Annotated in this window: 24 protein-coding genes and 1 pseudogene; 10 read left to right on the forward strand and 15 right to left on the reverse strand. The window is 64.7% G+C overall.

What is annotated here, in order from left to right; translation table 11 throughout:
* Nucleotides 1-50 precede the first annotated feature (50 nt).
* From ABWK72_RS24235 to ABWK72_RS24270, 8 genes are all read left to right on the forward strand, one after another.
* Nucleotides 51-722, forward strand: a complete 672-nt coding sequence (locus tag ABWK72_RS24235) for a hypothetical protein (protein ID WP_367872157.1) — start codon at nucleotides 51-53, stop codon at nucleotides 720-722.
* Nucleotides 719-1,723 (forward strand): hypothetical protein, encoded by a 1,005-nt coding sequence (locus ABWK72_RS24240; protein ID WP_367872158.1) that lies wholly within the window; start codon nucleotides 719-721, stop codon nucleotides 1,721-1,723. Before ABWK72_RS24235 ends, ABWK72_RS24240 begins: the two co-directional genes overlap by 4 nt.
* A complete protein-coding gene (locus ABWK72_RS24245) occupies nucleotides 1,720-2,316 on the forward strand; it encodes a methyltransferase domain-containing protein (RefSeq protein WP_367872159.1) in 597 nt (198 codons plus the stop codon). The genes ABWK72_RS24240 and ABWK72_RS24245 overlap by 4 nt, the downstream gene beginning before the upstream one ends.
* 114 nt (nucleotides 2,317-2,430) lie before the next feature.
* Nucleotides 2,431-2,988 carry a hypothetical protein gene (locus ABWK72_RS24250; protein ID WP_367872160.1) on the forward strand — a complete coding sequence of 186 codons (558 nt, stop codon included), beginning with the start codon at nucleotides 2,431-2,433 and terminating at the stop codon, nucleotides 2,986-2,988.
* A gap of 164 nt (nucleotides 2,989-3,152) precedes the next feature.
* Entirely contained in the window at nucleotides 3,153-4,145 is a 993-nt protein-coding gene (locus ABWK72_RS24255; RefSeq protein ID WP_367872161.1) for a S1C family serine protease, read from the forward strand.
* The gene (locus ABWK72_RS24260; protein WP_367872162.1) at nucleotides 4,135-5,157 is read left to right on the forward strand and encodes a S1C family serine protease; all 1,023 of its coding nucleotides are present in this window, start codon (nucleotides 4,135-4,137) and stop codon (nucleotides 5,155-5,157) included. The genes ABWK72_RS24255 and ABWK72_RS24260 overlap by 11 nt, the downstream gene beginning before the upstream one ends.
* Nucleotides 5,158-5,265: 108 nt before the next feature.
* Nucleotides 5,266-5,826: a YqgE/AlgH family protein gene (locus ABWK72_RS24265; RefSeq protein ID WP_367872163.1), complete on the forward strand. Its 561-nt coding sequence runs from the start codon at nucleotides 5,266-5,268 to the stop codon at nucleotides 5,824-5,826.
* A gap of 96 nt (nucleotides 5,827-5,922) precedes the next feature.
* Complete coding sequence (locus tag ABWK72_RS24270) at nucleotides 5,923-7,065, forward strand: homoserine O-acetyltransferase (protein WP_367872164.1); 1,143 nt, start codon at nucleotides 5,923-5,925, stop codon at nucleotides 7,063-7,065.
* 4 nt (nucleotides 7,066-7,069) lie between these two features.
* Here the strand turns inward: ABWK72_RS24270 and ABWK72_RS24275 are convergent, their stop codons facing one another.
* From ABWK72_RS24275 to ruvB, 7 genes are all read right to left on the reverse strand, one after another.
* Nucleotides 7,070-7,867: a hypothetical protein gene (locus ABWK72_RS24275; RefSeq protein ID WP_367872165.1), complete on the reverse strand. Its 798-nt coding sequence runs from the start codon at nucleotides 7,865-7,867 to the stop codon at nucleotides 7,070-7,072.
* Nucleotides 7,864-8,454 (reverse strand): 23S rRNA (guanosine(2251)-2'-O)-methyltransferase RlmB, encoded by a 591-nt coding sequence (gene rlmB, locus ABWK72_RS24280; protein ID WP_367872166.1) that lies wholly within the window; start codon nucleotides 8,452-8,454, stop codon nucleotides 7,864-7,866. The genes ABWK72_RS24275 and rlmB overlap by 4 nt, the downstream gene beginning before the upstream one ends.
* A gap of 140 nt (nucleotides 8,455-8,594) precedes the next feature.
* Nucleotides 8,595-9,488 carry a tyrosine recombinase XerC gene (locus ABWK72_RS24285; RefSeq protein WP_367872167.1) on the reverse strand — a complete coding sequence of 298 codons (894 nt, stop codon included), beginning with the start codon at nucleotides 9,486-9,488 and terminating at the stop codon, nucleotides 8,595-8,597.
* A complete protein-coding gene (locus tag ABWK72_RS24290; protein ID WP_367872168.1) occupies nucleotides 9,481-9,744 on the reverse strand; it encodes a hypothetical protein in 264 nt (87 codons plus the stop codon). Before ABWK72_RS24290 ends, ABWK72_RS24285 begins: the two co-directional genes overlap by 8 nt.
* Nucleotides 9,741-10,166, reverse strand: a complete 426-nt coding sequence (locus ABWK72_RS24295) for a Fur family transcriptional regulator (protein ID WP_367872169.1) — start codon at nucleotides 10,164-10,166, stop codon at nucleotides 9,741-9,743. Before ABWK72_RS24295 ends, ABWK72_RS24290 begins: the two co-directional genes overlap by 4 nt.
* Before the next feature lie 67 nt (nucleotides 10,167-10,233).
* Nucleotides 10,234-14,763: a lamin tail domain-containing protein gene (locus tag ABWK72_RS24300; RefSeq protein WP_367872170.1), complete on the reverse strand. Its 4,530-nt coding sequence runs from the start codon at nucleotides 14,761-14,763 to the stop codon at nucleotides 10,234-10,236.
* Between the two features lie 166 nt (nucleotides 14,764-14,929).
* Entirely contained in the window at nucleotides 14,930-15,955 is a 1,026-nt protein-coding gene (gene ruvB / locus ABWK72_RS24305; RefSeq protein WP_367872171.1) for a Holliday junction branch migration DNA helicase RuvB, read from the reverse strand.
* Nucleotides 15,956-16,081: 126 nt separating this feature from the next.
* Here ruvB and ykgO point away from each other — a divergent pair, with 126 nt between their 5' ends.
* On the forward strand, nucleotides 16,082-16,246 hold the full coding sequence (ykgO, locus tag ABWK72_RS24310) for a type B 50S ribosomal protein L36 (protein ID WP_075091026.1): 165 nt from the start codon (nucleotides 16,082-16,084) through the stop codon (nucleotides 16,244-16,246).
* Nucleotides 16,247-16,521: 275 nt separating this feature from the next.
* Here the strand turns inward: ykgO and ABWK72_RS24315 are convergent, their stop codons facing one another.
* The 3 genes from ABWK72_RS24315 to nadB are packed head-to-tail and all read right to left on the reverse strand — an operon-like array spanning nucleotide 16,522 to nucleotide 21,454.
* Nucleotides 16,522-18,855: a hypothetical protein gene (locus tag ABWK72_RS24315; RefSeq protein WP_367872172.1), complete on the reverse strand. Its 2,334-nt coding sequence runs from the start codon at nucleotides 18,853-18,855 to the stop codon at nucleotides 16,522-16,524.
* 56 nt (nucleotides 18,856-18,911) lie between these two features.
* Nucleotides 18,912-19,793: a hypothetical protein gene (locus ABWK72_RS24320; RefSeq protein ID WP_367872173.1), complete on the reverse strand. Its 882-nt coding sequence runs from the start codon at nucleotides 19,791-19,793 to the stop codon at nucleotides 18,912-18,914.
* A 47-nt stretch (nucleotides 19,794-19,840) separates the two neighbouring features.
* Nucleotides 19,841-21,454, reverse strand: coding sequence for an L-aspartate oxidase (gene nadB, locus ABWK72_RS24325; protein ID WP_367872174.1), 1,614 nt, complete (start codon nucleotides 21,452-21,454; stop codon nucleotides 19,841-19,843).
* Nucleotides 21,455-21,548: 94 nt separating this feature from the next.
* Between nadB and ABWK72_RS24330 the strand changes: the two genes are divergently transcribed.
* Complete coding sequence (locus ABWK72_RS24330) at nucleotides 21,549-22,004, forward strand: hypothetical protein (protein ID WP_367872175.1); 456 nt, start codon at nucleotides 21,549-21,551, stop codon at nucleotides 22,002-22,004.
* An 8-nt stretch (nucleotides 22,005-22,012) separates the two neighbouring features.
* Here the strand turns inward: ABWK72_RS24330 and ABWK72_RS24335 are convergent, their stop codons facing one another.
* The 5 genes and pseudogenes from ABWK72_RS24335 to panC all read right to left on the reverse strand — a co-directional run bounded on the left by ABWK72_RS24335 (nucleotide 22,013) and on the right by panC (nucleotide 24,305).
* The gene (locus ABWK72_RS24335) at nucleotides 22,013-22,264 is read right to left on the reverse strand and encodes a DUF5615 family PIN-like protein (protein WP_367875377.1); all 252 of its coding nucleotides are present in this window, start codon (nucleotides 22,262-22,264) and stop codon (nucleotides 22,013-22,015) included.
* Between the two features lie 7 nt (nucleotides 22,265-22,271).
* Nucleotides 22,272-22,340 (reverse strand): annotated as a pseudogene (locus ABWK72_RS24340) (hypothetical protein); the annotation flags it as partial.
* Nucleotides 22,324-22,560, reverse strand: coding sequence for a DUF433 domain-containing protein (locus ABWK72_RS24345; RefSeq protein WP_367872176.1), 237 nt, complete (start codon nucleotides 22,558-22,560; stop codon nucleotides 22,324-22,326). The pseudogene ABWK72_RS24340 and the gene ABWK72_RS24345, both read right to left, overlap by 17 nt.
* 593 nt (nucleotides 22,561-23,153) lie before the next feature.
* Entirely contained in the window at nucleotides 23,154-23,393 is a 240-nt protein-coding gene (locus ABWK72_RS24350) for a hypothetical protein (protein ID WP_367872177.1), read from the reverse strand.
* 66 nt (nucleotides 23,394-23,459) lie between these two features.
* Nucleotides 23,460-24,305: a pantoate--beta-alanine ligase gene (panC, locus tag ABWK72_RS24355; RefSeq protein ID WP_367872178.1), complete on the reverse strand. Its 846-nt coding sequence runs from the start codon at nucleotides 24,303-24,305 to the stop codon at nucleotides 23,460-23,462.
* Nucleotides 24,306-24,349: the final 44 nt, after the last annotated feature.

Genomic DNA, 24,349 nt, shown 5'->3' on the forward strand with positions numbered 1-24,349 from the left:
TTTCGTTTTGACGAAATACTTCCGTTTCCGTAGCGTGCTTCCGCCCCCTTATGAAGTGTCCCCGCTGCGTGCAAGTGATCCATCGCGGTGCCGGCCTGTGCCCGCACTGCGGGTTCGGACTTGCCGAGGCGGACGAGCGCTACGGCAGCGAGGATGTCGTGCTGCGGCGGCTCGGCGATGCGGCGGGCTTGATCCGGGCGAAGGACCGGCCGAAGGTTTCCGCGGCGCTGGACAAGTTCTGCAGGCGCTTCCCGCAGCTGTTCTTCGCCGTCTACACCGGCTCCGGCCAGGGCGGCGGGAATCTGCGGCAGTTCGGTTTCTGGCTGCTGAACCGCGCGGCTTTCGAAGATGTGCCGGTGGACCGGCCGAACGAAGCGGGCATCCTGCTGGTGATCGATGCCGATTCGAAATCGGCGGCGGTGACCTGGGGCTACCAGCTCGACCCCTTCCTCACGGAGGAGGATACATTTTTCTGCCTGACCCGGGCCCATGCTTATTGGCTGGAGGGCCGCTTTGCCGATGGGATCGTGCGGATGATCGCGCAGCTTGAAAAGGTGCTGCGCAAGCGCGCTGCCCAAGCACGGCGCGATCCGGAAAAATTCGAACGGAAGGTGGCCCCGCCAGCGCGCACCGGGGAGATCGCCCGGCGCATCCGGGAAGGTCACAAACACGCCGCGGCCCGCACGGTCGCGCCTGCCGCGAAGACGGAGGTGGCCAAGTGAAGGCCGCCCTCGCCCTATGGATGCTTTCCGCGGGAATCGCCGCTGCTGCCGGCAGCCTGCCGCTGCCTGCCTGGAACCCGGAAGACAAGGAGTCGGTGAAGAAGGGGCAACTCGTTCCCGGCCTCACGCTGCTCACGGAGGAATCCTTGGCCGAAGCCGTGAAGCCGCCGGTCGAGGCACCCAAGCCGGAAGAAGTGGCCATGCCCGCCACGCCCACACCGGAGGTGGGAGAGCAGTATCTGGAGGCCTATTTCGGCGAACGGCCGCAGCACTTCCTGGTCGATCCGCAGGGCCTGCTCAGCGCGAAGGACGCCCGCGACCGGGAGAATTTCCTGGATTACCATTCCGGGGATTCGGCGATCGATCTCTTCGTCTACCTCTTCGACGGCCATCAGGAGATTCCCTCCGAAGTCCGCGAGGAAGAGATCGTCGAGCGCCACTTTTCCTCCGGCAAGCCGGCGGTGGTGGTCTACTACTACTTGGGCGCGCCGGAGAAATCCGACATCTACGTAAGTCCGCTGATCAGCGATGCGGTCTCCGCCGCCGACCAGCGCCGGGCCTTGGCGAGTTCGGTCGAGGAAGCCTTGGAGAAGCCCGACAAGGTGGCGCAATTCGAGGCCTTCTGCGTGCAACTCGCGATCCGCATCTACTGGATGGAGCGGGCCACCGGGCTGGTGACCGAGGCGGATGCCACGCCGCACCTGCGACCGATGGCGAAGGCCGAGAAGAAGGAGCCTGAGCACGCCCTCACTACGAAGGTGCAGGCAATCGCCGGCGAATGGGGTCCTGCCGCGGGGATGATGATCACTGCCGTGCTGGTGGTGATCGGCGGTGTGACGATCGCCCGCCAGCGTTCGCGCTACCGCTTCCCGGTCTTCGAGGTGCCGCCCCGCATGGGCGGCGCACATGCCGCGGGCATCGGCGCGGTGATCTCCTTCGGCAGCACCACCCAGTCGCCCTCCGCGCAGCGCAACGAAGTGCCGGATTACCTTGGGCTATGAGCCGTTGGGAAGAACTCTGGAGCTCGGGAGAGACGCCTTGGGAAAAGGGCCGCGCGGCACCGCCCTTGAGCGAGTATCTTGAGCAGGGGGATACCGTCCTTCACCGCGCGCGCCACGTGCTGGTGCCGGGGTGTGGCAGCGGACATGACGTGCGGGAACTCGCGCGGCATGGCATCGCCGCGACCGGTTTGGATCTGGCGGCGACGGCGATTGCGACGGCAAGGGCCCGCGAAGCGGTCGGCAGCGAGGACTACGTGGAAGGCGATCTCTTCGACGAGGCTTGGCGGGCGGGACGGGAACTCGATGCGGTCTGGGAGCATACCTGCTTCTGCGCGATCGATCCGGCATTGCGGCCCGACTACGCCAGGACGATGGCGGAGATCGTGCCGCCCGGCGGGTACCTGGTCGGAGTGTTTTACCTTAACCCTTGGGACCCCGGGGAAGACGCGACCGGACCGCCGCATGGCGCGACCCAGGAAGAGATTGCGGGTTTGCTGGAGCCATGGTTTGTCTTGCGGGAGAACCGCGTGCCGGGGCGGGCTTATCCAGGGCGCGAGGGCAAGGAATGGCTCGCGGTGTTCGAGCGGCGGTAGGCGGAGCTTCGCTCGGGAGTGCTTCACCGGCTTTTCACGCTCGTGATCTTGACCGGATGTCGGCGGAGCTTAGAAGAACACTGAGCATCTGGTTTCCCCGCTTTACCAACAGTCATGAAGCTGATTTTCGTCTCTCTATTCCTAGGTCTGGGCTGTGGAAGCCTGCTCGCGGAGGACAAAGTATACACACTGGTACAGGTCTTCCGAAAATCGAAGATCGATCGTGAGGCGCTGGCGAAGCTCAATAAGCGCGATGCTTCCGAGGAGTCGCGGATGGTGGAGAAGGATGGCAAGCCGCCCTTCAACTGGGTGACCAAGGAGGAGATCTTCAAAGCCATGACCTCGCCCGCTGCGGGTGAGAACACGGTCTATCTCTTCTCGTCCGCTCAAATGCTAAGCTTGGAGCCGAAGCCGCCCTTTTTGGGACCGGTGCTCCATGTGGCCCTGTGCATCGAGGCCGATGCCGCGGGCAAGGTCGTCGGAGGCGTGGCATACCCCTTGGAGTATGCCATGCATTTCCTCTCCGGGGAGATCCGTGAAGTCGAGGTCGATGGCGGAAAGCTGGTCGCCCAGGCGACGATCGATTTCAAGGGCGGTCGTGGCGAAACGATTGAGTATCCCATCCGCGGCGAACTGGATCTCACTTGGCTCGGGAAATGGAACGAGCGCTAGCGACCGATTGCCTGCCAGATCTCGCGGCGGGGCTACGTATTCGCACGTTGAAGCGGGCTGTAGGCCCGGTGCCTGCTTGACTTTCCCCTGTTAGCAAAGCGCCCCAATCGAGGGGTTGCAGGGGAGGGGACAATTGTTTAGGATACAAAGTGTTTCACACAACGATGGCTCTACGACGCGCTGCCTTGCTGTCCGGCTCTTTCGCCGCCCTTTTGCTGTCGCCCGCCATGGCGCAGGGGAAGCGTCCCTTCATCAATGACAAGAAGGCCCCCGATAGCCGCCACGATCTGGACGTGATCCAGCAGCACGTGAAGGACACCCTGCCCGCGGCGCGCCGCGCGACCGTGTGCATCGATCTGGGCGATGGCACCGGCAGCGGCGTGGTGGTCTCCCCGGAGGGGCTGATCTTGAGCGCGGCCCACGTCACCAGCGGGGTGGGCAAGGAATTCACCGTGATTTTCGAGGACGGCAGGAAGCTCAAGGCCGAATCGCTCGGCCTGGTTGCCTCCACCGATTGCGCGATGGCCAGGATCATCGAACCGGGGACCTATCCCTTCATCGAACTGGATCGCGACGACACCGCGAAACTGGGCGACTGGGTCTATGCGCTCGGTCACTCCGGCGGCTTCGACAAGGAGCGCGGGATCGTGGTGCGGATCGGCCGCCTGGTGCAAATGAAGGACTCCACGGTCCAGTCGGATTGCTCGCTGATCGGCGGGGATTCGGGCGGACCGCTTTTCGACCTGAACGGACACCTGATCGCGATCCACTCGCGGGTCGGCTCGCGCACGCCTGAAAACATGCACGTGCCGGTGCGGGAGTTTCTCAAGAACTGGGATGGCCTGACCAAGGCCGAATTCATCGGCGAGGGCCCCTTCGCCAAGAAGCCCGAGAAGGGCAAGGGCTTTCTCGGGCTCGGCACCAAGGATCGCCCGGGCGGCGGCTTGGACATCGAGAAGGTCGGCCGTGAGTCCCCGGCGGAAAAGGCCGGGATGAAAGCCGGCGATATCCTTCTCAAAATGGACGGCACCGAGCTGAAGTCGAAGGAGCAACTTCAGGACCTGCTGAAGGAGAAAGCCCCTGACGACCGGGTGGCCCTTGAACTGCTACGTAACGGTAAGCCGGAAACTCTAACCCTGCGCCTCGGTGAACGCTAAACGCTCCATCTCCGCCGCATTGCTGGTCATCGCGGGAAGCGTTGGCGGGGCCCAGACGCTGGAAACCACTTTCCGGACCAATGGCCAGACGGTGCAAAGTGCCTTCGAACCGGTGCGGACGGTGTTGCAGGATTGCAGCGCGGTCATCCAGCGCGAGCGGATGAAGGAGCTGGGCGGCGGCAAGAAAATCGCCGTCTATGACGATCTTTCCTACGGCACGGTGATGTCCGCGGACGGGGTGATCCTGACCAAGGCCAGCGAACTCGGCGAGGGCGAAGGCCTGACCGTGCGGGTGGGCACGAAGACCTTCAAGGGTGCCGCGATACTCGCCGTGGATCCAATCTGGGATGTGGCCTTGGTGAAGATCGATGCCACCGGGCTGACGCCGGTGAAACTCGCGACCGATTCTCCCGATCCCGAACGTGGAACCTGGGTGGTGGCGAACGGCGCTACCACCAAGCTCAAGCGTCTGCCGCAGGTGGGCATGATTTCCGCCAGTGCCCGTGAGATCTCGCCAGGCGGCGGGGTGATGGGCATTTCCCTGACCGAGAAGGACAAGCGCCTGGTGGTGGAGGATGTGGGGGAAGAAAGCGGTGCGGCGGAAGCCGGGATCAAGGCAGGCGACATCCTGCTCGCCGTCGGCGGCCAGGAGGTGACCGACCTTGAAGCGCTCACCAAGCTGATCGAGAGGCGCCGCGTGGGCGAAGAGGTGGAGGTCTCGATCGAACGCAAGGACGAGAAGCTCACGCTCGACGTGAAGCTCGGCGAAGAACTCACGCGCAATGACTCGATGAGCGGCAATTTTTCCGAGCGCCGCAACGGTTTCCCACGGGTGATCCAGCACGACATCATCGCGAACAACAGCACCGTGGGTGGCCCGGTGCTCGATCTGGACGGACGCTGCCTTGGCATGAACATCGCCCGCGCGAACCGCTGCGAGACCTTCGCCATTCCCGCCGGGGATCTGCGCAGCCTGACCGACCGGCTGATGACCCAGGCGGGAGTGAAGTAGCCGCGCCTAACGTCGCCGGACAGGTTTCAAGGATACGCGGCCGTTTCCAAAATCCGCCGCTATTCCCATTGGCGGAAAATGGCAGCAGGCGTATTCTCCAACAACAGCATGAGCGATCCCGAAACCAACGCGCCGATCCAGCTTCAGGGCAAGATCCTGCTGGCGGATCCGTCGCTGCACGACGGGATCTTCGACCGCTCGGTGATTCTGTTGGCCGATCATTCGGTGGACGAGGGAGCCTTCGGGCTGATCCTCAATCATCCCACCGGACACAATGTCGGCGACTTCCTGAAGGAAGATGCTTTCGAGCCTCTTAAGAAGATCGCCGTCCACCTCGGCGGACCTGTATCGCGGGAGCATCTCACTTTCTCGGCCTTCTGGTGGACGGAAGACGATCGTCTGAAATGGCACGTGCGGATCCCGGTAGAGCAGGCGATCCGCCGCAGCCGCCAGCCGGGGACCTTGGTCCGCGCCTTCGTCGGCTACTCCGGGTGGACCGCCGGCCAGCTTGAAGGCGAACTCCGCCGCAATACATGGATCGCCACCCGGCCGAATGCCGATCTGCTCGGCCAGTCGCACGATCGCGACCTGTGGGCCGGGATTCTCCGCTCGATGTCGCCCTATCACAAGGTCCTGGCCGAGGCTCCGGACGATCCGCGGGCGAACTAAGGAAGCAAATGACGAATTCGGAAATTCGACATTCTGAATTGGCCATCTGGAATTCGGCTGGCCAAAGCGGAGAGCCCGCCTTAGACCCCTGCCGCCGTGGCGGATACCGAGACCCACTTTTTCAGCATCGACGGACCGATCCGCCTGCGCGAGGGCGGAGAGCTGGCCGCCGCCGACTTGGCCTATGAGAGCTGGGGCACGCTGAATGCGGAAGGCACGAATGCGATCCTCATTTTTCACGCGCTCTCCGGCTCCCATCACGCCTGCGGCCACACCCCGGCCATCCCGGGCACCGGCACGCTCTGGCAGCCGGAGATGCAGGATGGCTGGTGGAACGACATGATCGGCGCGGGCAAGGCGCTGGACACCTCGAAGTTCTTCATCGTCTGCGCGAACTTCCTCGGCGGCTGCTACGGCTCGACCGGTCCGGCCTCGCTGAATCCCGCGACCGGCAAGCCCTACGGCTCGACCTTCCCGCACGTGACCACGGCGGACCAGGCGGACTTGCAGGTGAAGCTGCTGGATCACCTCGGCATCGGCAAGTTGCATGCGGCCATCGGACCCTCCGTCGGCGGCCTGATCGCGCTGGCCTTCGCGACCCGTTTCCCGGATCGGGTGAAGAACGTGATCTCGATCGCCTCCGGCTACAAGACGACCGTCTTGAACCGCCTGATCCTCTTCGAGCAGATCCTCGCGATCGAGAACGACCCGCACTTCAACGGCGGCGACTACTACGACAACGACGGACCGCTCTACGGCTTGGCCTTGGCGCGGATGATCTCGCACAAAACCTTCGTCCACCTCGATGCCATCGAGCGCCGCGCGCGGCAGGACGTCGTGCAGTCGGACGATATCCTGGCCTGGTACCGGGTGCGGGACCAGTTCCAGAGCTACATGCTCCATCAGGGGAAGAAGTTCACCAAGCGCTTCGACGCGAACACCTATCTCCGCATCAATGACATGTGGTCGCGCTTCGACGGCGCGATCGAGGGCGACGCCGCAACGCCGGAACTCCTGTTTTCCCGCTGTGCCGAGGCGGGACAGCGCTGGCTGGTCTTTTCCATCGATTCCGACTTCTGCTTCTACCCGGAAGAGCAGACCGAACTCACCAAGCTGCTGGAGCAGGCCAAGGTCAACGTGATGCACGTGACCGTCCATTCGGACAAGGGCCACGATTCCTTCCTGTTAGAGCCGGACTACTACACGCCCCATATTTCGTGGGTGCTGGGGAAGGATTGAGGGGTTAGACCCGCCAAGCACCGAAGACCTCGCCCATCCGATACTCGCCCGCCTCGTCGATCTTCCCGCAGCGGAAGTAGCCGCCGTCGAATTCGCCCCACCACGCCGGGCAGGGATTCATGAAGGCACCCAGGTTGATCACCAGCTTGCCGCGCTTGTGCCAGATGCCGGTGCGGTGGAAGTGGCCCTTCACGATGATCTTCGCGTCGGGGAAATAGCGCTCGGCGAACTCCGCGGCGACAATCGCCTGCTGGGTCCAGACGCGGAGGATCTCATACGCGCGGCGCGGCGGACGCAGGGCTTCGAGCACGCGGTTCCAGAGCTTCTGGCCCTTCGGGTATTCGGCCGCGCGGAGGACCAGGGCGATCTCGCGGGCGAGGGCGATGCGCGCGGCCGGATCGGCGATGGCGGTACGGTGGCGCTCCCAAAGTTCCGCGACCTGCGCGTGGCGCGAGAATGCCTCGCGGCTCCAGGGGGATCCCTCGGCGAAGAAGGCATCACCGTGGGTGATGATGATTCGTCCGCCCGCCAGCTCCACCCAGCCGGGGCCGGGCCACCCGGGGTCATGATTGCCGGAGAGGAAGACGGGCTCCGCGCCTTCTTCCGCGCAGAGGGCCTTCAGCTCCTCCAGCATCGCCGCGGATTTCTCGCGGAAGGGCCGGGCAAGTTCCTGCCAGGTATCCCCGTTGAAGATGACAGTGCCGGTCCCGGTGATCAGCGGGCGGAGCTTCTGCACCGAATCGATCCGCGAGACGCGGTGGCCGAGGTGAAGATCGCCGAGGATGCGGACGGGTTGCTTCATGCTTGAAGCCGCTGCCTAACAGCCTCGTAGAGGCACACGCCGGCCGAGACAGAGGCATTCAGGCATTCGACCTTGCCGGCCATCGGCAGCTTGGCCAAGAAGTCGCAATTCTCCTCGGTGAGGCGACGCATGCCTTTCTCTTCCGCGCCGATCACGAGTGCCAGCGGGCCCTTGAGATCGATCTGATAGAGCAGCTTGTCCGCTTGGTCGGAAGTGCCGACGATCCAGACGCCGGCCTTCTTGAGGTGCTCCATGGTCCGGGCCAGATTCGTGACCTGCACGAAGGGCACATGATCGGCCGCTCCCACCGAGATCCGGCGCACGGTCTCGGTGATGCCCACGGACTTGTCCTTCGGCGCGACCACCGCGTGCACGCCCGCGCCGTCGGCACTGCGCAGGATCGCCCCGAGATTGTGGGGATCCTGCACGCAATCGAGGATCAGGAGGAAAGGGACGGCACGCTCCGCGACGATCTTCATCAGATCGTCTTCGTCCAGCGCAGGGGCGGAGGATTGCGATGCCGGAGCGTCCGGCTTGCGGGCGTGGCGGTTGTCCCGGGCTTCATGCTCGCGGCGGCGGGGCTTCATGCGAAGAAGAATGGAGGAGGTGGGAGGCAAATGACGAATGCAGAATTCCCGAATGTCGAATGAAGTGTGGGGGGAAATGGGGCAGGCATCCGGCGGAGCCCCTTCTTACCACACGCCATTCGACATTCGTCATTCCTTTCCTATTTCGCCCTGGGATGCGCGGCATCATAGGCTTGGCGTAGCCGCTCCTTCGTCACATGCGTGTAGATCTGCGTGGTGGAGAGCGAGGCGTGGCCGAGCAGGCTCTGCACCGAGCGCAGGTCGGCACCGGCGTCCAGGAGATGGGTCGCGAAGCTGTGGCGCAGCTTGTGCGGGGAGATCTTGAAGGGAATCGAGCTGAGCTTGAGATACTTCTTCAAGAGCTGGTCGATCGCCTGCTGGCTGATCCGGGTGCGGAGCTTGCCGAGGAAGAGCGGGCCATTGGTCACCACCGCCTCGCGCTGGTAGCGCTGCATCGACGACAGGGCTGGTCCGCCGATCGGCACGATGCGCTCCTTGGCTCCCTTGCCCCGGACGCGGACGTTCTCGCCGAGGAAATCCACGTCCTTCACGTCGAGCCCGCGCAGCTCCGAGATGCGCAGCCCGCAGGAGTAGAAGAGCTCGAGGATGGCCGCATCGCGCAGCGGCATCCACGGCTGGGTCTGCTTGTGGATCGGTGCCTGCAGCGGCAGCGCGAGCAACTCGTCGATCTGCGCGATGTTGAGAACGACGGGCAGCTTCTTGTCCGGCTTCGGAAGCTGCACTTCCGCCACCGGGCTCTTCGCGAGGCCGCGGCGGTGGACCAGAAACTTGTAGAAGGAACGCAGGGCCGCGAAGCGCAGGCGGATGGTCGCCTTCGCCAGGTCCTGCTTCATCATGTCGAAGAGCCAGCGGCGGAACTCATCCGCGGTGGCGTCCCTCCAGCCGGCGAATTTCTCGCCGTACCAGCCGCGGCAACTGGCGAGGGCAAGCTGGTAGTTCCCGGTCGTCCGCGGCGAGGCGCTGCGCTCGACCTCCATGAACTTCAGGAAGGCGCTCTCCAGGTCCTCATCCATGCGGGGCGGCGGAACTCTTCCGGGTGCGGACGATCACGGTGATGATCAGCGCCAAGCCGCCCGCTATCATGATCGCTGCGAGCCCCATGCCGACATTGATCATGAGCACTTCGGAGTGGATCTGGTCGAGTTCGGTGCTACTGCGGGAATCTCCGGGCTCAATCTTCGGAATTGCCTGCAAACGGCGATTGACCAGGAAGACCATGATCGTCGCCGAGACGAAAAGAGTGAGCGCAATGCGGACGAGACGGTTCATGCGCAGGCCGGGCAGGTGCCGAAGAATTCGAGTTCGTGGTACAGGTTGCGGTAGCCGGTCTTCTCGCGGATCTCGTCCTCGAGTTCGTGGACCGGGCAGGGGGCCTTTACCGCCTCGATGCTGCCGCACTCGGTGCAGATCAGGTAGTCTTGGTGACGGCCGGGAACCAGCAGGGTGAAGTAGGCGGCGCGCTCGTGCAGGCCGAGCCGGCGGACCACAGCCTTCTCCGCGAGCCGCTGGAGCAGGCGGAAGACGGTGGCCTTGTCGCACTGGTCCCGCAGCCGCGGCGAGGCGGCCAATTCGGAGAGCGTCATCGGCCGCGGCGAATCCAGCAGCGTGACGATGAGTTCCTCCAGCGCCTTGGTGCGGCGCAGGCCCGCGGTGCGGCAGCGGTCGATGGTCTGGGCGACGAGTTCGGACATCCGGCCCGACTGTAAGCGGGGGAAGCGCGAATGAGAAACGGAAATCCGGGGGAAGAAAAGGGTCCCCTCAAGGCGTCGTCTTCACCCGCATGAAACCGCCCGTGGCCATGGCCGGGACGGGTGCCCGCCAAGTCTCGGTGAGGGTGCCGTCAAAGTGCTCGGTCTGGCTGACCCTCACCGCGTTTTCGTCCCAGATGCTGCAATCGCCCGAATACTGGACGTGGTAGTTCAGATCCTCCGCATCGACCAAGCGGCGGAAACCGATGGTCAGGTAAGGGGCCTCCCCATTTTCCCCGACCAGCGTCTGGATCTGGCCGACGGGCAGGGGGCTAAAGGCGAGCGGATCGGTGACCAAGGCGTATTCCAAGCCGTTCGCGAGACCGTCGTCGTCCTCGTCGTCGGAGGCGCCGCCACTGACTCCGTGCTCCTGGGCCCAGGATTCGTAAGTGTAGGAATCCCACGCCCCGGGAGCGCCGCCGGGGCGTCTGCTGGCGCGCCAATTCGTATCCAGGCCAAGCCCGGGGCGGGAAGCGGGATCGATGAGGACCAGGCTATGCCCATCGCTATCCGCGGCCGTCGGCCACGGCGCTTCGTCGTCGTAGGCGAAATCGATTAGTGGGACCTCATGGACCGAGAGCAGCAGGATCTGCTCCCCCGAATTGGAGAGATTCCCGCCGTAGGTTCCCAAGATCGTCCGACCGGGACCGTAGCGGAAGGCGAAGGCCGCGGGATTCGAGACCAGCAGTCCCGCCGCCCCGGGGGGCAGCGAACTGCCGCCGGGGAAGGTGTAGGTCAGGCCCTTGTCGAAATAGGCATCGTCCAGATGGATCGTCTCGCTCCCGACATTCCGGAACTCAAGATACTCGAACATCTCCTGATCGTCGAAGCCGGCATCGATCTCCGCTTGGGTCGGATCGTGGGGCTTGTAGAGCAGCTCGCTCACGACCAGGGGAATGTCGTCCGGGTTCGCGCCGGCGATGAATTGCAGCGGTTGCGACCAGTGGCTCCAGCGGCCGGTGATGTCCTGGTGGCGGACGCGGACACGGTAGGCGTGGCCGGTCGAGCAAATGCCGCCGGAGAAAGTGAAGTCGCTGGCGAAGGGGGTCCGCGGACCGTAGTCGTAGGCCGCCGTCCACTCCAGCTTGAACTTGTCCGCCGGATCGTAGGCCGGGGCGGTCGGATCGGTGACCTCGGCGATGCGCCATTGCATCGCGGCGAATTGCCCCGCGCCCTGCGGATCGCTGAAGGCGCTCGAGCGGAAGTTCAGGCCGGTGATCGGGTAGCCCTCCGGCCCCAGGTAGCTGAGGGTTGGCGTGAATGGAATGGTCGAGCCCTCGCTGTTAGAAATGCCGAGCTGCAGGTTGTCCAGGAAGGCCGCACGACCGCCGGAACCCACCGGCTGATCGGGCCACCAGCCCCCGGCCCAGGCGAAGTTCTTCATGTCCTGCACCAGCGCGGGGAGCGAGGTCATGCCCGCCCCGCCCAAGCCGCTGTAGTTCCCAGCCTCCGCCGGAGCGGTCTTCCAGCGCAGCGAGTCCGCGGCAATGAAGGGCGAGATCACCGCAGCGAATTCACCCAGCACCGGATCGATCTGCTCCGGTCGCCACAGCAGGTCGCGCAGCTCGCGCACGGCATTGAAATACTCCGGATAGAGCCCGGCATTCGCGGGTGAATCGAAGATCGCGGAGTAGACCCGGTCCTTACCCTCATTCCAGGTCGGGCCCCAGGTCGCGTCGGTGTCGTTCGGCAGGATCCACAGCTTACCCGGGAAATCGGAGCTCTGGTCGGTGTAGTCGGGCTCGAAGTAGTAGGCCCCGTTGTTGTCACCGGTCGGCCAGTAGTCGTAGTGCCGGATCGCCTGGCAGAGCGCATGGTAGGTCGACCACTTTCTGACATTCACGTAGCGGCGGATGAAGGCGTCGTCCTTGTCCGGCGTGAGATTGGCGAAGATGTTGTAGTGATCGGAACCGTCGGTCACCGCATCCGGTGCCTGATAGCGCTGCTGGGTTGCGCCGTCCACGGCATCGCGGGTGAGCTTGTAAAGGTTGCCCTTCTCCAGCCCGTGGGAGTCCAGGAAGCGCGCGTCGTAGTCCTCGTGGATGAAGATCAGGCCCCAGAAATCGCCGTGGAAGGCATCGGCCTGCTCGGCGGCGGTGGTGATCGTGCGGAAGTGACCCCAGTTACTGTTAGGCGCCGGGATGCCGATCTTCTGCCACAGGTGGAAGTTGATCCGCTCGTTGAGCGAGTAAGTCAGCGTGCCACGGTTTTCCCAACCGTTCTCGGTGGTCAGGCTGTTCCACTTCGTCGGGCTCAGCTTGCCATCCTCGTCGCGGTTCTGGAAGTCGTAGCCCTCGTTGAAGAAGAAGCGGAAGGAGCGCTTGCTCGTGAAGTAATAGCGGCCGTTGCCGCCGTGCAGGCGATACTTGATGTGGTCGTAAACCACGCCATCGAAGACCAGGGTCGCCTCCCAGTTCTCGAAGGTCCAGCCGGGGGTATTGCCGGTGAGCTGGTCGGCATTGTTGTAGGCCACGCACTGGTCGTAGTCGGCCTTGCGCGTCAGGAAATGGTAGGTCGGCAGCCTGGTCAGCGTCGCGGCGGGCACGCGTTGGTAAGCGGGCACGCCATTGTAGACGAAGCAGGCGAAGTTCTTCGACTCGTCATCGGCGAAGGGCGCGCGGACCGAGGCCCCCAAGCTGTCGGTCGCGGTCACGCGGTAGCGCAGCAGGGTGCGGTTCGCCTGGGCCGGGATCGTTGCAGAGTAGAGGCCGTCACCCGCGACTGCGTCACCATTCGTGCCGCTGTCGTTCATCGCCACGGTGGTCCAGTTGGCCGGATTCTCGAAGGCCGGGTTGGCCGGGCGCGGCTGGCTGGCGTCGATCTGGTGATTCACGATCGGCAGCGGCAGATAGGCAGGAATGTGGCTGCCGGGCAGGACCGCTTGATAGGAAAGTTGCACGCTCGCCAGCCCGTCCGCATCGGAGGGTCGCGCCGTCACCGTGATCGGCGTGCCGGATCCCGGTTGCTGCGGGGAGTGCGCGACCTGCTCGATATTCGGCGCGGGATTCAGCGCGAACTGCTTGTTCTGCGCGCCGGGCGACGCCACCTCGCCGGTCTGTCCGAAGGCAGGCACCACCGAGGACCGCCACGAGCTGCCCTTGGTCGCATCCAGGTTCGGATTCACCAACTCCGCGGAAGCTCCTTCGCCATTTGCCGCGCAGGGCCATGGGAAGCCGGCGCGGTAGGTGACTTCGGCCACGATCTCGTCCGCGGCATCGCGCAGGCGGATCGTCTCGCCCTCCGAACTCAGCGCCTTCTCGTAAGGACCGAGCGCGGTCGTGCCCCACAAGTTCTGGATCGTGAAGGGATCCTCCGCGACCACCAGGAAGCCGCCCGCGGGAATCGTCGTGCCCGGCGGAAAGCTGAAGTCGATCCCGCCGCTCAGCGACCAGCCGTCGAGATTCGCGGGGCTGGCGCTGAAGTTGTAGAGCTCCACGAAGTCGCTGTGCACGGCGTTGCTACGACCGTTGTAGTGGATCTCGTTGATGAGGACCGGGCCGTTCGCGGGCAGCACCGGGGAGATCGCTTCCACGGTGTCGGAGAAGGCGCTCGAGCCCGCTCCATTCACAGCCATGACCTTGTAGAAATTCGCCACGCCGGGCAGCGGGGAGGGGTCGTTGAATTGGGTCGCGCTCAGGTTCGCCGCGATCTCGGTGAAGCTGCCGTTCGCGGCATTCGAGCGATAGACCTTGTAAGTCCGCGCGCCCAGCGACTCCTGCCAGGAGATATGCGCTCCGGCAGCCGCCACGCCCAGCGGCAGCAGCGGCGCGGTGCCGTTCGCCAGCGCGTATTTGCCGCGCAGGGCGTCTTCGTGGACCAGTTGCTCCGCGGACCCGAGAACGCCCTCGTAAACGACGATCTCCGCGATGTCGCCGATCAGGAAATTGTAAGGTCCCGGCTGCGCTCCGATCGCGAGCTGGGAGGGCACGCTGAGCGACTGGGTATTGCCAAAATCGCCATCCCGTTCCACGCGATCAACGTAGAGCTTGATCTGCCCGCCGCCGCTGCGGGAGCGGGTGAAGGTCAGAATGTGCGGGCTGTTATCGTTGTAGAAGGGGCCGCCAACGCTGCTGGTGAGATGGGTATCGGGATTCCCGGTGCCCGCTAGCAAGCGGCCGTTGCCACGCATGCTGATGCCGAAGTCGTTGACGAAGCCGGCCGCCTCGCCGCTGACGATGCCCGCCCCGTTGTAGAACTCGTTCGAGGTGCCGATGCCGCCGCCGTCGCTGCGGAAGAGCACCATGATCGTGAAGTCATCCTGCACCGGTCGCGGGAAGACCATCGACTGGCTGCCGCCGAAGTGAACCACCGGCAGGCCGCCGAGGGCATCGAGGTCGAGCGTCGGCGCGCTGCTGGCTTGGGCCAGATTGCCATTGTTGCTGGAATCGCCCCATTGAAAGACCGATGTCCCGTCCGCCCCGGCCAGCGAGTCCGCCTTGAACCAAGCCTTCGGCGTGGCCGCGGAGGATAGGCCGGTCGCAATGCCGGCCATCAGGACAAGCAGGGCTAGTCTCCGCGTTGCGGAGCGGGTCGGGTTCATGCAGGGCTCGGGTTAAAAAAAGCCCCCCGGGGAACGTTCCGGGGGAGGGGTTGTGGGTTTGGCAAGTCAAACGTGTATGCAAAGCGGCCCGGCGTCGCGTGGAAAAAGCGACATGAAGCCTAACCGGCCGGCGGCTTCACCTTTTCCAAAGTCCGTTTCGGACGATTCAGAAAAGGCTCGGCTGCCCGTCGGTGGGCGGCGGCATCGTCGCCCCGATCTTGGCGTAGGCCGCCGGCAGGGCGATGCGGCCGCGGGGCGTGCGCTGGAGGAAGCCCTGCAGGATCAGGAAAGGCTCGTGCACTTCCTCGATGGTCGCACCGTCCTCGCCAACGGCCACCGCCAGCGAACCAACGCCGACCGGGCCGCCGTTGAACTTGTAGATCATCGCCTCGAGGATCCGCTTGTCCATTTCATCGAGGCCCTGCGCATCGATCTCGATCATCGCCAGCGCGGCATCCGCGACCGGGCCGTTGATGTTGCCGTCGCCCTTCACCTGGGCGTAGTCGCGGACCCAGCGCAGCAGCGCATTGGCCACGCGCGGCGTGCCGCGGGAACGCGCGGCGATCTCCATGGCACCTTCGTGAACGATCGGGATGTCCAGCAGCCCGGCGGAGCGCTCGATGATCTGCGCGAGTTCCGCCTGCGTGTAGTAATCGAGACGGTTCACCAGCCCGAAGCGCGAGCGCAGCGGCGCGGTCAGCATGCCGGAGCGGGTGGTCGCCCCCACCAGCGTGAAGCGCGGCAGGTTGAGCTGGATCGAGCGCGCGGAAGGGCCGGAATCGATGATGATATCGAGCCGGAAGTCCTCCATCGCCGGGTAGAGGTATTCCTCGATCGCCGGGTGGAGGCGGTGGATCTCGTCGATGAACAGGACATCGCCCTTCTGCAAGTTGGTGAGCACCCCGGCCAAGTCCCCGGCCTTCTCGATCTGCGGGCCGGAGGTGACGTGAAGCTGCGAGCCGGTGGCGCGCGCGATGATGTTGGCCAGCGTGGTCTTGCCGAGGCCGGGCGGGCCGGACAGCAGCACGTGGTCGAGCACGTCGCTGCGGCGGCGGGCGGCTTCGACCATCAGCAGCAGGCGGTCCTTGACCTTCTCCTGCCCGATGAACTCGGCGAAGACCGGCGGGCGGAGCGAGACGTCGAAGGACGTGGTCGGGGCGGCGGTGGTTTTCTGGTAGAAGTTCTCGCTCATCCGGGGCGCGCGCAGAGTAAGACCATGGCGCTGCCCGGATGAACACGATTTTTCGCGCGAGAATCGGCTTTACATGCCCGCCGGGTTCCGTAATTTCCGCGGCCCGCACCGCAACGCCATTTTCCCATGAAAGTTCTTTCCTCACTCTCTTCTGCCAAGCGCCGCCATGCCGACTGCCAAGTCGTGAAGCGCAAGGGCACGCTGTACGTGATCTGCAAGACCAACCCGAAGTTCAAAGCCCGCCAGGGTGCGACCAAGGGCACCCGCCTCTCGAAGCAGGGGGTGAAGTAAGATCTTCCCGCAGAAGACTTTTGAAAAGGCGGCCTCCGGGTCGCCTTTTTGTATGGGGCCAGAATGGCACGGATCGAAAGTCGCGTAGCGACCGTGGACTGCGGCAGCCCGCTGCCGCTGTAGGCAGGCAGCCTGCTGCCGTGAAGCACCTGAGAGTTCCGCATCCCACGCTCCGTTCGCGGCTCGCCACACCCCGTGCTTCGCCTTTACAGCGCCCCTCGCAGCGGGCTGCACGCATTCCACGGCGGCTACGCCGCGGCCGTCGCCAATCTGGATCAATCCACCCGCTTCCCGCTCGCCGGATCAATGGTGATCGGCCAGCCCTCGAAGGGCCTGTTGTCCGGTGCCGGTTTCGCCGGCGAAGCCCAAGCCGGCCAATTCTCGATCCTCACCCGACCGGAAGGCTCCCACGACGTGATCGTGTAACCGGTCGCGCGGTTGAAGTCCTCGGCCGGCTGGCGATTGAGTTCCCGCGGATTCGCCACCGCGTGGATCGTGATCAGGCTGCCGAAGGCGTCTTCAAAATCTCCCGTCCAGCGTGGATCACCGGCACGGCGGCGCTTGCCTTCCTCCGCGGGCATCCAGCGCCGCGGCAGGGAATTCGTGATCGAGGGTGAGCTGACCCACCACGGACCCTCGCCCCAGCTGCTGAGGCCGTATTGACCGGTGCCGCCGAGGTGGCGGTCGCCGCAGAGGTGCACGGCATGGGCCTCGGCGAGGAGCCGGAGAGCCTTCAGGCGCGGTGCCTGGGGCCATCCGTTGCTGTCGAAGTCGGGCTTCGGGACATCGTCGGGCGGGTATTGCCCGGCCGGATAGATCCGGAGGTCCGGCAGGCCGCGATCGTCGCTGGCACCCGCCGGCAGCGTCTCCGCGGCACAGAAGGGCGCCTGGGTCAGGGCGATGCGAAATTTCGCGCCCTTCGCCGGCGATTTCACCCAGCGGGCCAGGAAGTTCTCTTGGCGGATCCCGAGCAAGTCGCTGTCGGCCACAACCGCGGTCTTGGGGTCCCAGCCTTCGTTGGCAGGCCAGCCGTCCTGAATCGCCGCCTGCGGGAAGAGGGGCTTCGGGGCCGATTTGAATTGGCGGTCCGCCAGGATCACGAAATCGAGCGGCCCCCAGGCGAGGCGGGTGAAGAACACGCTGATCCCGCTGCGGCAAGGCGAAGGATCACCGGGGTCGGGCAGGTTCCCGGTCTGGCTGCGATGGACGGCGTTCACGAACTCCGGCGACATCTGGTAGCCGCCCGTTTCCCGGGCGGCACCACCGTAGCCCTTGCTGACATCGGCCGGCTTGCCTGCGGCACCCCAGAGCTTGCCTTGGAAGGCATCGCCGCCATCCGGCAGGGTGACGGAGGGCGTATTCCTCAGCACATCCCGCCAGGCCCAGCCGTGGAGCGCATACTTGCGGAGGTAGCAGAGGATGGTCCGGTCGTTGGGGCGCTGGTCGTAGAGGATGCCGTAGCCGCCGCTGGCCTCGCCGACCTGGTCGCCGAGAAAAGCGATGAAGTCGGGCGAGTGGGCTTGGACATTGGCGACCAGATCGCCGGATGGAAATCCCGCGCCGCCGTTGCAAGCCAAGCTGGCCACTTTCAGGGGCCTGCCCGCCGCTGCCGCGCGCACCGTGCCCTTGAAGGAATCACCGCCGAGCTTCACTTCGTAAGGATGGTCCTTGGCGGGATCGAGCTTGAGCATCCGGAAGCGCACCGTCCGCGAGGCGGCATCCATCGTCGCCTTCTGGGGATCCCGCCCGGCCAGGATCAGTTCCGCCTCGATCCGCTCGTTGCGGGCAAAAGGAACCGCTTGGGTCAGCAGGCAAAGCGTCCCGTCATTGTCGAAGGTGTAGGTGGTCCAAAGGATCGGTCCGAGAGCCCGCTCCGGGTGCAACTCCAGTTTGTCCCCCACCAACTCGAGGCCGGAGAAGGCGAAGCGGCCTTCGCCTTCGCGGGTCTGCGTCAGGGCGGGAACCTCCGCAGGCCGTTTGGCAGTGAGATCGACAGCGGGCGGCGTTTGCGTCGAAGTCGTCAACGAAATCAGGCCCGGCAGCCAGGTCGCGTCGGCCTTGGTGCGGGCGCTGGCGAGGATCTTGCCGGTTTCATCCTGCACCAGCAGGCTCAGGTCGTAGCTTCCGGTCTCGGCACCCTCGGCTTTGAATTCGAGGACCAGCCCTTGCATGGGCAATGGCAGAGGCGCGCCTTCGCCCTTGATCGTGCCGATGAAGGGTCGCCCGGTGAAATCGATTCCAGCCGTGAAGCCGCTGCCGGAGATGGCCGCATCCCGGTAGTCGTTGCCCGTTCCCTTAAGCCCGATCTGGAAGCCGGCGAAACCCTGTCCGAAGAGCTCGTAGGAGATCTGGTCCAGCCTCACGCGGGCCGTGAACGGGCCCGGCTTCGGGGCCACTGCCGCGGTCAGCAGCACGACACTCCGGTTGCCGCCGGAGAAGGTGTTTTCGAGACGGCCCTTGGAGACCATCCAATCCTCCCCCGGATTCGCCCAGAAATCCTTGCCGGGCCACGGACGGGCGGCATTGGCGGCGATGTCCGGGACGAAAATTTCCGTGCCGCGGGCGAGCGTGCACGAAAGGACGAGGAGGGGGATGAGGCGGGGGATCACGGCAGGCAGGGGAGTCGGGGAAACCGGGCCGCGATGGGGAGAGTCGGGGCGCAGCTTTAGCCGCCGTTCTCCATCTGCGTCTTGGTCTTCTTCTGATATTGCTCGTCGCGCAACTTGCGGAGGTATTCCAAGTAGCGCTTCTGGGCGTCGGTCTCGGTGCTGGCTCCGCCAGCGCCCGTTTGCCCGTATTTTTTCCACGGGCCGTAGGGGACCTGCGCGGCTTCCACGAAGCGCCAGTGGCACTTCTGGCCGGACTGGAGGTCGAGGTAATCGCGGATCGCAGGCGAGATATCGATGGCGGCTTCCTGATTGGAGCGGTTCTTCGGCGGCTTGCCTTGGAAGACGTATTCCCAGTCATCCGTGACCCATGGGCCGCAGTCTTCCCACTGGGCGTAGCAGGTGCGCTTGCCGTTGTAGATCTGGAGCCAGCGGCCTTTCAGGACCGTCTTGCCCGGCGCGGGATTCACGCGGTTGAACCACGGGATCACCTTGGCGGCCTCGGACTTGTGGACAGCCCAGCCGGCCACGTCATTGTAGGGCAGGGCGATGTAGAATGGATTGAGGCGCGGGGTGAAGCCCTTCGGGCGGAAGTCCCCGTTGCGGTGGTCGGCCACGCGTGCGGCAGGCTCGGGGTCGTCGTAACCGCCGAAATTGTTCGCCCACTGCTGGTCCCAGGAGGACTTGTCGTTCGGGGTCGGGTTGTTCTGGGAAGGGGACTCCCCGATCCAGAAGACCGTGGCGGTGATGTTCTGCCGCCAAGGGTAGAGAATGCCCTGGGCCTGGTTGACCGGCCGGACCGGGGCGGTCGGGCGGTTCGAGGTCGGGATCACCACCCGTGGCAGCGCGTTCGAAGTGGTGGCCGTCTGGGCCGTGGCAAACAGGGGCAGGGCGAGCAGCGAGAGGAAGACGAGGCCACCGGACCGCGAGCGGGCCGGCATGCTTTTTCCGTCTTTGTTCCCGGATCTTCCCATCTTTCGTTTGCTTTTTAAAACCGCCGCAGGACGGTATCCCTGAGAAATCTTTCGTCGGTGCCAGGGTAGTCCAAGGTGTAGTGGAGGCCCCTGGATTCCCTGCGTCGTAACGCGCAGTCGACGACGAGAGAAGCGACTGCAACGAGGTTGCGCAACTCAAGAATGTCAGCGGTAACGCGGTGCCCCCAGTAAAACTCCCGCACCTCCTTTTTTAAATTACGCAATCGCGTGGCTGCCCGGCGCAGCCGGTTGTCGGTCCGGACGATGGAAACGTAGTCCCACATCAGGCGGCGGAGCTCGTCCCAGTTGTGGTAGATGACCACCAACTCGTCAGGCGCGGTGACGTCGCCGTGGTGCCAGCCCGGAATATCAACCACTCCGTCGGAGTGCTTCTCCAGGCCATAGTGGAGCAGGATGTCGTCGAGCGCGCGGCGGGCCATCACGTTGCCCTCCAGCAGTGAATTCGATGCCAGGCGATTGGCCCCGTGGAGGCCGGTGCAGGCGACCTCGCCGACGGCGTAGAGGCCGCGGATGGTGGTCTTGCCATTCACGTCCGCGACCACGCCGCCGCACTGGTAGTGCGCCGCCGGGACCACCGGAATCGGCTGTTTTTCGCAATCCAGCCCGAAGGCCAGGAGCTTCTCGTAAATGAAGGGGAAGCGCTCACGCATGAAGCCCGCGGGCTTGTGGGTCACGTCCAGAAACACGCAAGGCGCGCCGGTGCGCTTGATCTCGCGGTCGATGGCGCGGGCCACGATGTCGCGCGGGGCGAGCGAGCCGCGCGGATCGACCTTCTTGGTGAAGTCCTCGCCGCGGGCATTGATCAGGATCCCGCCCTCGCCGCGGACCGCCTCGCTGACCAGGAAGGAGCGGGCTTCCGCGCCGACCGCCGCGGGGTTGTAGAAGCAGGTCGGGTGAAACTGGATGAACTCCATGTTCGCCACGCTGGCCCCCGCGCGCCAGGCCATCGCCACGCCATCGCCGGTCGAGGAATCGGGGTTGGTGGTGTAGAGGTAGACCTTGCCGCAGCCGCCGGTGGCCAGCAGCACGCGGTCGGAGCGGAAGATCTTCACCTCGCCGGTCTTCTTCTCAAGCACGTAGGCACCCATCACGCGGTCCTCCGTGACCATGCCGAGCTTGCCGGTGGTGATCAGGTCGACGGTGAAGTGGTCTTCGAGGAGGGTCAGGTTCGGCGTCTTGCGGGCGACCTCGACCAAGGACTCCGCGATCTCCCGGCCGGTGGTGTCGCGGGCGTGGAGGATCCGGCGCTTCGAATGGCCGCCCTCCTTGCCCAAGGCGAAGTGGCCGTCGTGCCGGTCGAAGTTCACGCCATGCCCGGTCAGGTCGTCGATGGTCGCGGCACCCTGCGCGACGATGGTGCGCACGGCGTCCTCCTTGCACAGCCCGGCACCGGCATCGAGCGTATCGGCGATGTGGAGTTCCACGGTATCGCCGTCATCGCGGAAGCCCTCCGGCAGCACCGAGGCGACCCCGCCCTGGGCCCACGCGGTATTCGAATCGAAGACGCCGCCCTTGGTCAGGACAATCACGGAGCCATGGGCCGCCGCCCGGATCGCAAAGGAGAGACCGGCAATGCCTGCGCCGATCACCAGGAAGTCGCACGTCATGGAGGCGGCAGGATGAGGCCGTGGAACGTGACGGAAAGGGCAAATATCGTCAGGGGAACTTGTGGTTGCCGGCGGGGTGGGGAGAATCCAAGCCATGATCCGGGCTGCAGAGTACCGCTCGAAGTTCTGTGACAGTCCCCATCTCAACCTGTGGGTGAATGGCGAGCCGATCCAGGAATGGCTGCATCGCCAAGTGCCGGCAGGGGATTTGGAGGGCTTGGTCCCGGCATGGCTTGGCTGGTTGAATGAGGATGCCGAGCGGGAAATCGTCCGCGAGCGGATGTTTCCAAGGGTCGGGGAGACGCAACTCGTGCCGCTTCTGGTTTGTCCGGACGATCTCGATTTTTCCTGCACCCTCGTCATCGCAGAGGTCAGCGCGACGGGGGAGGATGTCGTGTGGGAGCGACTCGGCCTAGACCGAACGCGCTCCCCCGATCCCTCCGACGTGGGAACTCAGGTCGAGTGGTTCGCCATCCCCTCGATCCGTTTTCCCCGCGCAGTGTATCTGGAGTGCGTGAAGCGTTTCGGAGAGCTTCAGCCCGCGCCTTGAGGTGTCATTCAGGAAAGCACGAGGACTGAAGCCATGGGGTTACCGAAGGCCCGGATTTCGCGCTCGCTGGAGACGATGAGGTGAAGCAGATGAGTTCTTGTGCAGTTGCCGGTCCGTAGCCAGACGATCTTCGGTGGTGGCCCGTGGAGAAGGCTCCGTTGCTGAAGTCGGAGTCTTTTGAAATGATCGTGAAGCCGTTCGCGCGGGATACTCCCAAACTTCGTCATCCGGTCGTCCAAGCAAGCCGCACTCGCGGACATGGATGCTGCCGGGGAAAAACGTCGCCAACTGCTCCGGCAGTTTCGGCGAGAGATTCTCGTCAAAAAGCAGCTTCATGCGGGAGAACACTCAGGCGGCGGTCGCGATCCGCGGCAAAGGCGAAGCAGGCCTGCACATCGTCTGCGGAGAGGTCGGGGAAATCGTCGAGCAGCTCCGGGACGGTCGCTCCGCTTCCGAGATAATCGAACACGTCGGAGACGGTGATCCGGGTCCCGCGGATGCAGGGCTTGCCACTGCGGATGCCCGGGTCAATCGTGATACGGTCCCGATAGTCCATGGGTGAGGGTAGGATGTTGTTGGCCAAGCGTCAAGGTGGGGGAAGCGTTACCGGGCGTGTCCCGTTTCGGGGGATGCCACCCTTGGGACCGCGGAGGCACCTGTCCCGCAGGGTGGTCCTTGGTTGCGGTGTGTTGAGGTGGAGCGGGAGAATCGGAGCGGCGCTTTCGATGAGAGCCGCGAGATGGTCACGGCTGCCGGGAACCATTCTGCGGGGCGGGTGCCTCCGCGGTCCCAGGGGGGCCGTCCGTTGTTCCGGCGCGCCCAAGGAGATTCTTCCTGAATCCAATGCCTTCTCCGATCCATAAGCCCCCTTACCCCCATGCGGCCTATGATGGCAGCGTGAGGAATGAGGGGGCATCGCCCAGGACCGTATTGACCGCCCGGTCCATCTTTTAAAGGCGGAGTGTATCCGTCCGTGCTGTTGCAATGGTGCCGGAGCTTGGAACCACCCGGGAGCCCCAGAAGAAGGGCCGCCGGACCGGAGGGGCGAAAGAACCCGTCGGGACTTTCAAGGATTAGCAGAAACGGGCGGTTCCGTCAATCGGGAGGTCAGAGAGCGGGGGATTCCCGATACTGCTTAGTCTGCTCTAGCTATCGATCTTCAATAAAATCCCAAGGGATCTCATCCTTGAAGATTTGGACGAATCCTTCCATCTCGTCCAAGGAGAAGTGATTGGAGAAGGTGGTGATTTCCCTTCTCCGTTTGGTATCGTCTCGAAAGATCTCGATCAGCAGGTCCTCGTTGCGCGAGATTTCGACGCCGATACCGTCCCGGTCGCCGCTGACATCACTTGCACACACGATACGATAGTCGGAGCGGTTGAAACTCATCGGTGGCGGTAGTTCGGGATCTCTAGCGAAAGCGACCGCAAAGGGCCGCTCTTTCGCACAGCTGGCTCAGGGCAGCAGGCTGACGTGGTCGATCAGGCGCACATCGCCGTAGAAGACGGCAGTGGCGAGGACGGCGGGCTTCTTGATGTGGCCGACGGGTTGCAGGGTCTCGGCGTCGACCAGTTCGAGGTAGTCGATGCGGAGGAAGGGCGAATCTTCGAGGTGCTTGCGGGCGGCGGCGAGGTAGGGGGCGGCGGCGCGTTCGCCGAATTGGAGGAGGGAGCGGGCACCTTCCAGGGCGCGGCGGATGCGCGGGGCATCGGCGCGGTGCCCGGGGCTGAGGCGGACATTGCGGGAGGACATCGCCAGGCCGTCCGGCTCGCGGACGGTGGGGTGGCCGATGATTTCCACCGGGACGTCGAGGTCGCGGACCATGCGGCGGAGAATGGCGAGCTGCTGGACATCCTTTTCCCCGAAGACCGCGGAGTCGGGCTGGAAGAGGTTGAAGAGCTTGAGGACGACGGTGCAGACGCCGTCGAAATGGCCGGGGCGGGTGGCCCCGCAGAGGTGGGTGGAAAGTAGCGATTCCGTCACCGTGATCGAGCGGTCCGGGAAATACATCGCGCCCGTTTCCGGGGTGAAAACGAGGTCCACCCCGGTTTGGCGGCACTTTTCCAGGTCGTCCTCCAGCGGTTGGGGGTAGGCGGCCAGGTCGCCGGGGCGGTCGAATTGGATCGGATTGACGAAAATCGACATGGCGACGCTGCCCTGCGGGCCGGCGGCCTGGCGGGCGCGGCGGACCAGCGCGAGGTGGCCTTCGTGCAGGGCACCCATGGTCGGCACGAGAACCAGCGGGCGGGGCAGGCCGGCGATTTCGCGGCGCAGGTCGGAAGCGGTGGCGGCGATGCGCATGACGGGCGGAGAATGAAGCAGGAACACGCTTGTGCAAGGGCCGG

The sequence above is a fragment of the Luteolibacter sp. Populi genome, from assembly GCF_040801775.1.
In the GTDB taxonomy this organism is placed as follows: Bacteria; Verrucomicrobiota; Verrucomicrobiia; order Verrucomicrobiales; family Akkermansiaceae; genus Haloferula.

Bases quoted from the DNA above. Each gene is read 5' to 3' on its own strand.
- panC (WP_367872178.1), bottom strand. From the start codon at position 24,305: ATGCGCATCGCCGCCACCGCTTCCGACCTGCGCCGCGAAATCGCCGGC.
- ABWK72_RS24235 (WP_367872157.1), top strand. From the start codon at position 51: ATGAAGTGTCCCCGCTGCGTGCAAGTGATCCATCGCGGTGCCGGCCTG.
- ABWK72_RS24250 (WP_367872160.1), top strand. From the start codon at position 2,431: ATGAAGCTGATTTTCGTCTCTCTATTCCTAGGTCTGGGCTGTGGAAGC.
- ABWK72_RS24320 (WP_367872173.1), bottom strand. From the start codon at position 19,793: ATGCCGGCCCGCTCGCGGTCCGGTGGCCTCGTCTTCCTCTCGCTGCTC.
- ABWK72_RS24300 (WP_367872170.1), bottom strand. From the start codon at position 14,763: ATGAACCCGACCCGCTCCGCAACGCGGAGACTAGCCCTGCTTGTCCTG.
- rlmB (WP_367872166.1), bottom strand. From the start codon at position 8,454: ATGAAGCCCCGCCGCCGCGAGCATGAAGCCCGGGACAACCGCCACGCC.
- ykgO (WP_075091026.1), top strand. From the start codon at position 16,082: ATGAAAGTTCTTTCCTCACTCTCTTCTGCCAAGCGCCGCCATGCCGAC.
- ABWK72_RS24285 (WP_367872167.1), bottom strand. From the start codon at position 9,488: ATGGATGAGGACCTGGAGAGCGCCTTCCTGAAGTTCATGGAGGTCGAG.
- ABWK72_RS24265 (WP_367872163.1), top strand. From the start codon at position 5,266: ATGAGCGATCCCGAAACCAACGCGCCGATCCAGCTTCAGGGCAAGATC.
- ABWK72_RS24350 (WP_367872177.1), bottom strand. From the start codon at position 23,393: ATGAGTTTCAACCGCTCCGACTATCGTATCGTGTGTGCAAGTGATGTC.
- ABWK72_RS24245 (WP_367872159.1), top strand. From the start codon at position 1,720: ATGAGCCGTTGGGAAGAACTCTGGAGCTCGGGAGAGACGCCTTGGGAA.
- ABWK72_RS24345 (WP_367872176.1), bottom strand. From the start codon at position 22,560: ATGGACTATCGGGACCGTATCACGATTGACCCGGGCATCCGCAGTGGC.
- ABWK72_RS24335 (WP_367875377.1), bottom strand. From the start codon at position 22,264: ATGTCCGCGAGTGCGGCTTGCTTGGACGACCGGATGACGAAGTTTGGG.
- ABWK72_RS24275 (WP_367872165.1), bottom strand. From the start codon at position 7,867: ATGAAGCAACCCGTCCGCATCCTCGGCGATCTTCACCTCGGCCACCGC.
- ABWK72_RS24295 (WP_367872169.1), bottom strand. From the start codon at position 10,166: ATGTCCGAACTCGTCGCCCAGACCATCGACCGCTGCCGCACCGCGGGC.
- ruvB (WP_367872171.1), bottom strand. From the start codon at position 15,955: ATGAGCGAGAACTTCTACCAGAAAACCACCGCCGCCCCGACCACGTCC.
- ABWK72_RS24290 (WP_367872168.1), bottom strand. From the start codon at position 9,744: ATGAACCGTCTCGTCCGCATTGCGCTCACTCTTTTCGTCTCGGCGACG.
- ABWK72_RS24330 (WP_367872175.1), top strand. From the start codon at position 21,549: ATGATCCGGGCTGCAGAGTACCGCTCGAAGTTCTGTGACAGTCCCCAT.
- ABWK72_RS24255 (WP_367872161.1), top strand. From the start codon at position 3,153: ATGGCTCTACGACGCGCTGCCTTGCTGTCCGGCTCTTTCGCCGCCCTT.
- nadB (WP_367872174.1), bottom strand. From the start codon at position 21,454: ATGACGTGCGACTTCCTGGTGATCGGCGCAGGCATTGCCGGTCTCTCC.